This is a genomic window from Mycobacterium sp. TH-M116, from assembly GCF_057473685.1.
Map to the genome: position 1 here is coordinate 1 of NZ_JBYCLC010000187.1, position 9,415 is coordinate 9,415.

The 9,415-nt window shown below is 71.1% G+C and carries 10 protein-coding genes; 1 reads left to right on the forward strand and 9 read right to left on the reverse strand.

Annotation, left to right across the window (positions count from 1 at the left end; genetic code table 11):
• Positions 1-14: 14 nt before the first annotated feature.
• The 9 genes from AC2VOK_RS09450 to AC2VOK_RS09490 form a co-directional block, all read right to left on the reverse strand.
• Positions 15-581, reverse strand: a complete 567-nt coding sequence (locus AC2VOK_RS09450; protein ID WP_428900241.1) for a MarR family winged helix-turn-helix transcriptional regulator — start codon at positions 579-581, stop codon at positions 15-17.
• A 113-nt stretch (positions 582-694) separates the two neighbouring features.
• Positions 695-1,639 carry a Rieske (2Fe-2S) protein gene (locus AC2VOK_RS09455; protein WP_428900247.1) on the reverse strand — a complete coding sequence of 315 codons (945 nt, stop codon included), beginning with the start codon at positions 1,637-1,639 and terminating at the stop codon, positions 695-697.
• A 50-nt stretch (positions 1,640-1,689) separates the two neighbouring features.
• The gene (locus AC2VOK_RS09460) at positions 1,690-3,207 is read right to left on the reverse strand and encodes a hydroxysqualene dehydroxylase (protein ID WP_428900242.1); all 1,518 of its coding nucleotides are present in this window, start codon (positions 3,205-3,207) and stop codon (positions 1,690-1,692) included.
• Complete coding sequence (locus AC2VOK_RS09465; RefSeq protein WP_428900243.1) at positions 3,204-3,953, reverse strand: class I SAM-dependent methyltransferase; 750 nt, start codon at positions 3,951-3,953, stop codon at positions 3,204-3,206. Before AC2VOK_RS09465 ends, AC2VOK_RS09460 begins: the two co-directional genes overlap by 4 nt.
• Positions 3,940-4,251 (reverse strand): lycopene cyclase domain-containing protein, encoded by a 312-nt coding sequence (locus AC2VOK_RS09470; protein ID WP_421528290.1) that lies wholly within the window; start codon positions 4,249-4,251, stop codon positions 3,940-3,942. Before AC2VOK_RS09470 ends, AC2VOK_RS09465 begins: the two co-directional genes overlap by 14 nt.
• Entirely contained in the window at positions 4,248-4,571 is a 324-nt protein-coding gene (locus tag AC2VOK_RS09475; protein WP_428900244.1) for a lycopene cyclase domain-containing protein, read from the reverse strand. The genes AC2VOK_RS09470 and AC2VOK_RS09475 overlap by 4 nt, the downstream gene beginning before the upstream one ends.
• Positions 4,568-5,521 (reverse strand): phytoene/squalene synthase family protein, encoded by a 954-nt coding sequence (locus tag AC2VOK_RS09480; protein ID WP_421528292.1) that lies wholly within the window; start codon positions 5,519-5,521, stop codon positions 4,568-4,570. The genes AC2VOK_RS09475 and AC2VOK_RS09480 overlap by 4 nt, the downstream gene beginning before the upstream one ends.
• A complete protein-coding gene (gene crtI, locus AC2VOK_RS09485; RefSeq protein ID WP_428900245.1) occupies positions 5,518-7,041 on the reverse strand; it encodes a phytoene desaturase family protein in 1,524 nt (507 codons plus the stop codon). Before crtI ends, AC2VOK_RS09480 begins: the two co-directional genes overlap by 4 nt.
• 10 nt (positions 7,042-7,051) lie before the next feature.
• Positions 7,052-8,152, reverse strand: a complete 1,101-nt coding sequence (locus AC2VOK_RS09490; protein WP_428900248.1) for a polyprenyl synthetase family protein — start codon at positions 8,150-8,152, stop codon at positions 7,052-7,054.
• 392 nt (positions 8,153-8,544) lie between these two features.
• Between AC2VOK_RS09490 and AC2VOK_RS09495 the strand changes: the two genes are divergently transcribed.
• A partial coding sequence (locus tag AC2VOK_RS09495) for a PE family protein (RefSeq protein ID WP_428900246.1) occupies positions 8,545-9,415 on the forward strand: 871 nt, incomplete at its 3' end.

Sequence of the window (9,415 nt, forward strand, 5' to 3'; positions counted from 1 at the left end):
GGGTTCCGCCGGGTCTACCGCGAGCTGCCCTGCCGCCGTCGCGGGGTCGCAGCCTCTCGCCTGACGTCGGCTGACCCTTTCGTCGGTTCCGGAGCGAGCTCGTCTTCGAAACTGACCATCGCGTCGATCATCGCGGAGAAGACCCGGTGCGCGGCACGCAGGTCGTCGTCGCTCAACTCGGCCAGCGCGTGGGACACATGCTTACCGAGGGGCGTGAAGAACTCGCGGGCCAGCTCCATGCCGCTGTTCTCGTAGCGCAGGAGCCACTTGCGACGGTCCTGCGGGTCGGCTTCGCGCCGGATGTGGCCCGATTCGATCATCCGGTCGACGAGGTAGGTGATCGCCGCGGGTGAGACGTCCATGCGCTGACCCAGCTGCGCCAACGTCAGCGGATTGCCCGCGGTCTCGGACACCATGATGTGCAGGAGGGCGTGAAAATCATTGCTGTTCACGTCGTTCGTCCGCGCGAAGTGGCGGCCTATCCGGTCGGACTGGGCGGTGATCGCCCGCAGATCGGCCGACAGGCACTTCTCCAGCTCGACCCGTGGGGGCGGTGGATCGAGTGCGCGCCGCCTGCTCACCTACCCGCATCCTTCATCAGAAGTACCAGGGTATCGGCGCACTCGGACAAAGACCTAATGCGGCCCGCAGTGTGCGCCCGCGGCGGCGGCCACGACCGCGGCACAGGTGTTCTTCATCGACCGTCCGTGCGCACCCGATAGCGGCGTGCGGCGTAGACCATGTCGTCGCGCCACAGCCGGGCGGAGGCGTAGCGTATCAGCGGCGTGACCAGCGGGGCGGCGTGGCGCGCGACCGCAAACCCGGGGCGTTGCGACGTCGCGACGGTGGCCTCGAGCACCGCGACACCGGGCCGCCCGTCCGGCCCGGGACCGGTTGGGGTGGCGTGGGTTTCGACCACGCTGCCCGTTCCCTCACCTTCGATGATGCGCATCAGCACGGTGCGCGCATCGGGGGTGGTGAATTCCGCGATCACCGGCACACCGAAGCGGCCCATCCGGAAGGTCACCGACACCAGGAAGCGGTCGTCCTCCTCGGTCGGGGTGGCGAGCACCTCCAGCCGGGTGAACGAATAGGGGTGAAACCAGGCGCCGTGCCACGGGTCGAGCCGGTTGGCGATGACGTCGCACGGTTCGCAGCTGCCGTGCAGGCGGGTGACGGCCGCCAGCGTGGCGCCGGCCGGCCTCGCCGGGACCACAGGCGCGTCCAGCGGCGCCTCGCCGCCGACGGCGTCCATCCGCACCCACGCCAGCACACCGTCGTCGTAGGCGGGCAGAGGGCGCCAACCGAATTCGCAGCCGTCGCCGTCGAGGGCCAGGCCGTGCCAGCGACAGAACAAGACACCGTCGCGCACGATTCCGGTGGCAAGGTCGGCGCCCAGATGCGGGCACCCGCCGGGACCGACCCGCAGCCCGCCCTGTCGGTCGCGCCAGGCGACGAGTTCGCGCCCGGCGACACGCGCTCCCAGCGGTTGGCCGGCCCGCACGTCGCGGCTGCCCGCGAACACGAACCAGTTGCCGGTCGGCTTGCGTTGCGAGCGCTGCAGGGCGGCCTCGATGACGGCCGGCCGGGCCTCGCGGTAGGTCGGTTGCTGCGTAGTCCATGCCACCCGCGGAACCATCTGCAGGGGCCAGTCTTTGGGCCAGCGCCAGCGCAGGCGGTCGGCGGTGCTCACGGTCGGCGCCCTGCGCGGGCGGCCAGTGACCGCAACACCGCCGATCGTCCGCGGATGGGAACCGTGCACAGCTGGTGACCGGCGAGCCCCCACCGCCCGAGCAGATGGTTGGCGGCTTGCCAGCCGGTGGTGGCCGCCCGTTCCATCAGCGCCACCGGCAGGTCGGTCCGGATACCGTCGCCGGCCAGCACCAGCCCCGGCTGCGGCGTCACCACCGCCGGCCGGCACTGGTAGGTGCCCGGCGCGAACAGCGGGCAGTCGCCGCGCCGGAGCACGCGCTCGTGGCGCACCCGCGCCGCCGCGGTCTCGGGGTAGAGGGCGTGCAGCTGCTCCACGGCGCCGGCTGTGGACTCCGAGTGTGTCGCATAGGCGTGCAGTTCGACGACCGAGCCGCGGTTGCGGCGGGCCCAGTCGGCGGCCTCGTGTTCGTAGCGCTCCAGCACGCTGATGTTGTCGAGGGGCTTGTGACCGGCGGTGCCCAGAAAGGCGGGCCGATCGGCGCGGACGGGCCGGTCCAGCCAGAGTCGGTGTACCAGGAAGGGCGGCGCGGTGCGCAGCCCGCTGACGCGGGAGCGCCACAGCTCGTCGCCGAGACCCGGTGAGGCGTCCACGACGTGTCGCAGGCCGTCCACGTCCAGCGCCAGCACCACAGCATCGGCGTCGAGCCGATCGCCGGCGTCGGTGTGCACGCGAAACCCTTCGCCCGCAACGGGTTCCACCTGCGAGACCGGGGTGCCCAGATGCACCCGAACGCCGTGCTCGCCGAGGTGGGAGCGCAGGGGGTTCCACAGGCCGGCGTCGAAGTTCTCGGCGGCCACGTCGAAGATCAGGCCCTCGCTGGATCCGAGGAAGTAGATGTGGAACATCGTGGCCAGCTCGGCGGCCGACAGCTGTGCCGGTTCGGCGAAGAAGCTGCGCGAGAACACCTCGAACGCGAGGTGACGTGCCGACTCGGGGAAATTGATGTCTTTGAGGAAGGTGTCGGCGTCGACGTGGTCGAGCCGCTGGTAGATCTCGGGCACCGACACGGCCGCCAGCGGCGCGGCGGCGCGGACGTCGATGCGGGCCAGGTCGGCGAGCCGGAATGTCGGGCTGCGCAACGCGAACGCCAGTGCGTTCCACGGCGGGGTTTGCGGCAGCCCACGGAAGGTGTCGCGCCGACCGGCACCGTCGATGAGGGGATAGTCCGCGACGGGGGTGAGCATGCGCAGCGTCGGGTCGACGCGGCGCAGCAGGGCCCGCAGGTTGTAGTACTGACGGAAGAAGGCGTGGAATCCGCGGTTCATGGGCAGCGGGGTGTCGCCGTCGTGTTCGGTCCAGCCGCCGACCCGGCCGCCGAGGTAGTGCCGGCCCTCCACGAGGTCCACCGCGACGCCCCGTTCGGCCAGCCCGGTGGCGGCCGTCAACCCCGCGATGCCCGCGCCCACGACGACGGCGCGCGGCCGCGACGGCAGACCGCTCGCGTCCGGAAGCCCGGGCCGGGCGGGGTGGAGGTGGCGGTGGCGGTCGGTCATTGCTTCGCGTCCTTCGTTGGCGCGTGTCCCAGGAAAGTGTGCACGATGTCGGTCTCCCAGCCCGGCATGGTCTCGCTGCGCACGTCGGTGAGGCCGGCGTCGAGCATCCGGGCCCGGAAGCGTGCCGCACCGTCGAACGCCAGCACGCTGCGCCACAGATGCCGGTACAGCGTGGTGTCGCGGGTCCGCCACCAGCCGGAGGGGATGATGATGCCCCAGCACACCGCGTGCCAGATCCTCGTCGCGGCCCGTGAGTCGCGCACCGAGTATTCGTGCACGGCCAGGGTTCCGCCCGGGCGCAGCAGGGCCCGGAACGCCCGCAGTTGACCGTCCGGGTCGGCGAGATTGCGCAGCAGGTAGGCAGCCAGGATGCCGTCGAACGGGCCCCGGACGTCGCTGCCGCCGTGCTCGGCCAGGTCTTCGATGCGCGCGTGGACGAACCGCACCGTCGGCGGCCACGGTTTGGCCCGCGCCGCCTTCAGCATGCCGCCCGCGGCGTCGACGGCGACGATCTCGGCCTCGGGGGCCACCGCCAGCAGCGCGGCCGTCGAGGCACCGGTGCCGCAGCCTGCGTCGAGCAGCCGTAAACCCTTGCCGCGGAAAGGTATTCGCATGCGGTCCGCCGACCGCCGCAGGTTTGCGTGGTAGCCCGGGTTGGCGCCGACCAACCGGTCGTAGGCGGGCGCGCCGACGTCGAAGGCGCCGGGCACCTCGCTGCGCGGCAGGCCCGCCCTAGCGACGCGCACGTCGGCCCTCCCACAGCAGCAGCACCGCGGTGACCAGCGCGAAGCCGAACAGGAAATCCTCGACCGGGATGTCGAAGGGGAATCGCAGGCCGCTGGTCTGGTGCTGGTCGTAGATCACGATGGGTGCGCGCAGCTTGGTCAGCCAACCGTCGACCGGTATCTGGAACCCGAGCACGATCAGCATCGACCACCAGTAGGCCGGCCGCCGGAACAGCCCGGTGTGCAGCAGCCCGAACTCCAGCGCCACGACGAGGACCACCGCCACCACGGCCGGCAGGGTGTAGCCCAGCCCGGTCATCGGCGCCTGCCGCGGTCGAGGATGGTGGTGACCGCGTTGTAGGTCAGCAACGCGCACAGTGGGATCACCACGAAGAACAGCGCCTCCTCCAGGGGCACCCGCAACGGGAGGTACACGCCGCTGAGGTAGCGGCCGTTGTACGTCCACACGCCGGCGGCGATCGCGACCGCGTCCCAGACGAGGAACACCGCGGCGACCGGGGCCACCGCCCGAACGACCCGGCGGGGCCGGCGGTAGACGCCGGCGCCGAAGAACTCCAGCGGCGCGGTGATGGCCAGGCACAGGCCCAGCAGGATCAGGTATTGCCAGCGCTCGCTCATGCAGCGCCGCGCCTGCGGTACTCGGGGCGGGCCAGCCGGGCGCGCCATGACCGCAACAGCCCCCCGCCGGCGACCTGAAGCCGTCGCGTGGTGCCGACGGTGGCGCGCCGGCTGAACACCGAGAAGTCACTGCTTTCAATGCAATCGAGTATCTCAGAATACAGCGTCAGCGCGGTCGTGACACAGGGTCGCGAACGCGGTTGCAGCACTGCGATGCCGTCGGCGGCGAACCGGTAGATGTCGCGGGTGACGTCGTGCTGCGCCGCCAGGGCCGCCCGCACCCGCGGGTCGGTGTGGTGGTGGTCGTGACACCACATCAGCAGTTCCCGGTCGACGCCGTGGGCGGCGAGTTCGTCGGCGGGCAGGTAGACGCGCCCACGCCGCAGATCCTCGTCGACGTCGCGCAGGAAGTTGGTGAGCTGGAAGGCGCGGCCCAGTGCCGCGGCGTACGGGGCTGCCTCATCGGTGGGAACCACCGTGCCGAGCACCGGAAGCATCTGCAGCCCGATGACCTCCGCCGAGCCGCGCATGTAGCGGTTCAGGGCGGTCCGGTCGGGGTAGTCGGTGACGGTCAGGTCCATGCGCATCGAGGCGAGAAAGTCCTCGAACAGGTCCGCCGGGATTCCGTAGCGGCGCACGGTGTCGTCGGCCGCGGCCAGCACCGGTTCGTCGCGATGGTCGCCGCCGGCGAAGAACCGGTCGGCGAGGTGCTGCAGGCGCTCGGCACGCGCGGTGACGTCGAGGGCCGGATCGAGGTCGTCGAGGATGTCGTCGGCGTGGCGGGCGAAGCCGTAGAGCGCGTGCACCGCCGGGCGCTGGTCCGGGGCGAGTAGCCGGGTGGCCAGAAAATAGGTGCGGCCGTGTTCGGCGGCGATCTGGCGGCATCGGCGGTACGCCGCACGCAGCCCGGGTTCCGTGATTCCGGCGGCGTCGAGCTCGGTGCGGATCATGGTTGACGCGCTTTCAGGTCGAAAGTTGTCGCCGACCGCCCCCAGGTGCCGGTGATACGGTCGGCGGCCAGCCGGCCCGAGATCAGCGTAGTGGGCACCCCCACGCCGGGCACGGTCGACGACCCGGCCAGCACCGCGTTCTCGATGCCGCGCACGGTGTTGGCCGGCCGGAACGGCCCCGTCTGTGCGAACGTGTGAGCCAGGGCGAAGGGGGTGCCGGCCACCATGCCCTGGCGCGCCCAGTCGGCGGGGGTGTCGACGTGCAGCAGTTCGGCGTCCTCGCGCAGGCCGGGCAGCAGCCTGTCCTGCACGATGTCGAGCAGGCCGTCAGCGTAGTTGTCGCCGGTCGCCGACCAGTCGACACTGCCGCGCGACAGGTTCGGTGCCGGCGCCAGCACATAGAGCAGGTCGCGGCCGTCGGGGGCCAGGCTCGGATCGCCCGCCGTCGGGCGGGTGACCAACAATGACGGGTCCGTCATGAGCCGGCCGTCGTTGATGATGTCGGTGAAGGTCTGATCCCAGGCGCTGCCGAACAAGATGGTGTGGTGTGCCGGGGCCGGTGCGGGTGCGGCGCGGCAGCCGACGTGCAGCACCACCGCCGACGGTGCCGCGCGCAGTCCGAGCAGCCTTCGCGGCTGCCTGCCCAACAACTGGTAGGTCTGCGGCAACTCGGTGGTCAGCACCGCGGCGTCGCAGGCGATGCGTTCGCCTTGTGTGGTGTGGACCGCGGTGATCCGGTCGCCGCTGAGGTCCAGCGCGGTGACGGCCGCACCGTAACGGAACCGCACCCCGGCATCGGCGGCCGCCGCGGCCAGCGCGTCGGGCAGAGCCCGCACCCCGCCGCGGGGGAAGAACACCCCCGCGACCGTGTCCATGTAGGCGATCACCGCATAGACCGCCAGCGCCTGTTTCGGCGCGACACCGGCGTAGAGCGACTGGAAGGTGAACACCCGGCGCAGCCGCGGATCGCTGATGTGGCGCTTGACCATGGTGTCCCACCGGCGGAACCCGCCGATTGCCGCGAGTCGGGCCAGGCGGACGTTGAGCAGCGACAGCGGGGAGTCGAAGTTCGAGGAGATGAAGCCGTCGAACTCCGTGCGGTACAGCCGGTCCAGCCAGTCCCGCAAGCGCCGGTAGCCCGCCGCCTGCTGCGGTCCGGCGAACTCCCGCACCGCTGCGGTCATGCGATCGGCGTCGGTGTGCACGTCGATGGCGGCGCCGTCGGCGAACATCGCCCGGTAGGCCGGGTCCACCGGCTGCAGATCGAGCCGCTGCGAACGGTCTTCACCGACCGCGGCGAACACGTCGTCGATGATGTCGGGCATGGTGAGCACCGTCGGCCCGGTGTCGATCCGGTAACCGGCGATGTCGCGCCGGCCGGCCCGCCCGCCCGGCCAGGGATGCTTTTCCACGACCGTGACCTCGCGACCCCGCCCGGCCAGGTGCAGTGCCGCGGAAAGCCCGGCGAATCCGGCACCGACGACGACCACGTGGTCGGTGCGCCCCCGCATCATGCGCATGGTGAGCCTCTCATGCCGCCCGCTGCGTGCACACGCCGGCCATGTCGACCAGCGCGTCTCCGATTGTGCCACCGATCCCGCTGTGGTCCAGGGCTTTCCGTGCCGCAGCGACACGCTCGGCGATCAGCTGCTCGATCCATTGCACCGCTCCGGTGGACAGGATCAGGTTGCGCCAGCGCTCGACGGCGGACGCGTCGAGCCGGTTCTCGCCCATCAGCTCCCGGAACTGCCGGCGCGTCGCAGCGTCGGCCAGCTGGTGGGCGGCGACCACGACGCTGGTCGCCTTGCGTTCGAGCAGGTCCCCACCGCTGGGTTTGCCCGTCACGGTAGGGGCGCCGAACACTCCCAGGATGTCGTCGCGCAGCTGGAACGCCTCGCCGACGGCACAGCCGTAGTCGCCGAGTCCCTCCAGCACGCGCTCGTCGCAGCCGGCCATCGCGGCGCCGATCTCCAGCGGGCGGCGCACCGTGTAGTTGCCCGACTTCAGCCGGGCGACGGTCAACACGGACTCCATCGTGGGCAGGTCGCGCAGGTCGTTTGCCAGATCGGCGAACTGGCCGACGGCCAGCTCGCTGCGCATGGCGTCGTAGCGCGGCCACGCCCGCTGCAACTGGTCGGCCGCGAGTCCGCAGTCCCGCAACATCTGTTCGGCCCAGATCAGACACAGGTCGCCGAGCAGGACCGCGGCCGACTCCCCGAAGCGGCGCGAAGAGCCGGACAGACTGCGTCCGCGATGCCAGTCGGCGAACTGGACGTGTGCCGCGGGCCGGCCCCGCCGGGACGCCGAATCGTCCATCACGTCGTCCTGGAGCAGGGCGAACGCATGCAACAACTCCAGGCTGCCGGTTGCCGACAAGGCCGCGGCGTCCTCCGGTGCGCCGCACAGCCAGCCCAGGTACATGAACGTCGAGCGCAGGCATTTGCCGCCGTCGAGGAACTGCAGCAGGACCGCGCCGGCGACGTCGATGCCCGATGGGGGCAGCTCCTCGGCGCACCGCTCGGTGACGAAGTCGGTGACCGCGGCGAGCACCGCTTGCCGCAGTCCGGTCCGCCAAGCGTCCAACTGCGCGATTCCGGGTGCTGCGGACGGGCCGGCGCCCACGGCGTCCACCGACGAGCCTGTGGTGACGTCGTTCTGGGCAACCTGGGTGAGCCTGCGGTTCCGACGGCTCAGGTTCACGCGATGTCCCCCTCTGAGGAAAAAGCAACACCATGGCCCCACGTTGGGCTGGTGGATCGGCCAGCGGGCCGGACGTCGTGTCATTCAGTTACTTAAACATTAACCTAATGAATTAGCCGATGCAGCGCCACAGTTGTTCTCCACGGGGAGCGAGGCCGCGATCGGAGCCTGGACCCCGGCCCGAGCAACGGTCTCGTGGGCGCAACCGCGCCGTGGCGGCAAAGCCGACCGTGTCCGAGAGCCGCGGGCCGTTTGTGTCCTTCGCATTGCTTTTCATCGATTTTTCATCACCGGTCCCCGGCGAACCGATACTGTCTGACGCCGTGTCGTACACAGTATTTGAACCCGAACTGGTGGCGATGGCGGCGTCGCAGGCGGCCGACATCGGATCGTCGCTGCGTTGCGCCTACAGCGCCGCGGCGGCCTCGACCACCTCGGTGGCGAGCGCTGCCCACGACGAGGTGTCGGGCGCCGTTGCGGCAGTCTTTTCCGCTCACGCCCAGCAGTTCCAGACGCTGGGCTCGCGGGCAGTGCAGTTTCACGACCAGTGGATGGCGACGCTGCAGGGAACGCGAAGCGCGTACGCGAGTGCCGAGGCGACCAGCGCCTCCAGCCTGGGATCGGTGGAGAAAGCGATCACCGAGGTGCCGTGGTTCTCGCCGGTGAAAGACCTGACCGGGCGGCCGCTGTTCGGCAACGGCGCCGACGGGGCCACCGGCACCGGGCAGGCCGGCGACCCGGGAGGCTGGTTGATCGGCAACGGCGGCAACGGGGCCACCGGTGGGTCCGGTGCGGCGGGCGGGGCCGGCGGTAACGGCGGCCTGCTCATCGGCAACGGCGGCAACGGCGGCACCGGTGGGTCCGGTGCGGCGGGCGGGGCCGGCGGCAACGGCGGCTGGTTGATCGGCAACGGGGGCAACGGGGGCAACGGGGGCGCCGCGGTCGCCGACGTCAACGGTGGCAATCCCGGCGCGGGCGGCATGGGCGGCAGACCAGGGCTGTTCGGTCACGCGGGAATCGCCGGCCAGAACGGCGCTGCGCTGAGCGGCGGCGGGACGGGCGGCGGGACAGGTGGCGGGACGGGCGGCGGGACAGGTGGCGGCGGAACCCCCACCGTGATCTCCGATCAGTACGGGTCGACGACGATCCAGAACGCCTACGTGGTCCAGAACAACGCCTACAACATCGGCTCGG

What these genes read in the sequence shown, in the direction of transcription:
- AC2VOK_RS09455 (WP_428900247.1), bottom strand. Translation starts at nt 1,639, where the DNA reads ATGGTTCCGCGGGTGGCATGGACTACGCAGCAACCGACCTACCGCGAG.
- AC2VOK_RS09460 (WP_428900242.1), bottom strand. Translation starts at nt 3,207, where the DNA reads ATGACCGACCGCCACCGCCACCTCCACCCCGCCCGGCCCGGGCTTCCG.
- AC2VOK_RS09470 (WP_421528290.1), bottom strand. Translation starts at nt 4,251, where the DNA reads ATGACCGGGCTGGGCTACACCCTGCCGGCCGTGGTGGCGGTGGTCCTC.
- AC2VOK_RS09475 (WP_428900244.1), bottom strand. Translation starts at nt 4,571, where the DNA reads ATGAGCGAGCGCTGGCAATACCTGATCCTGCTGGGCCTGTGCCTGGCC.
- AC2VOK_RS09480 (WP_421528292.1), bottom strand. Translation starts at nt 5,521, where the DNA reads ATGATCCGCACCGAGCTCGACGCCGCCGGAATCACGGAACCCGGGCTG.
- crtI (WP_428900245.1), bottom strand. Translation starts at nt 7,041, where the DNA reads ATGCGCATGATGCGGGGGCGCACCGACCACGTGGTCGTCGTCGGTGCC.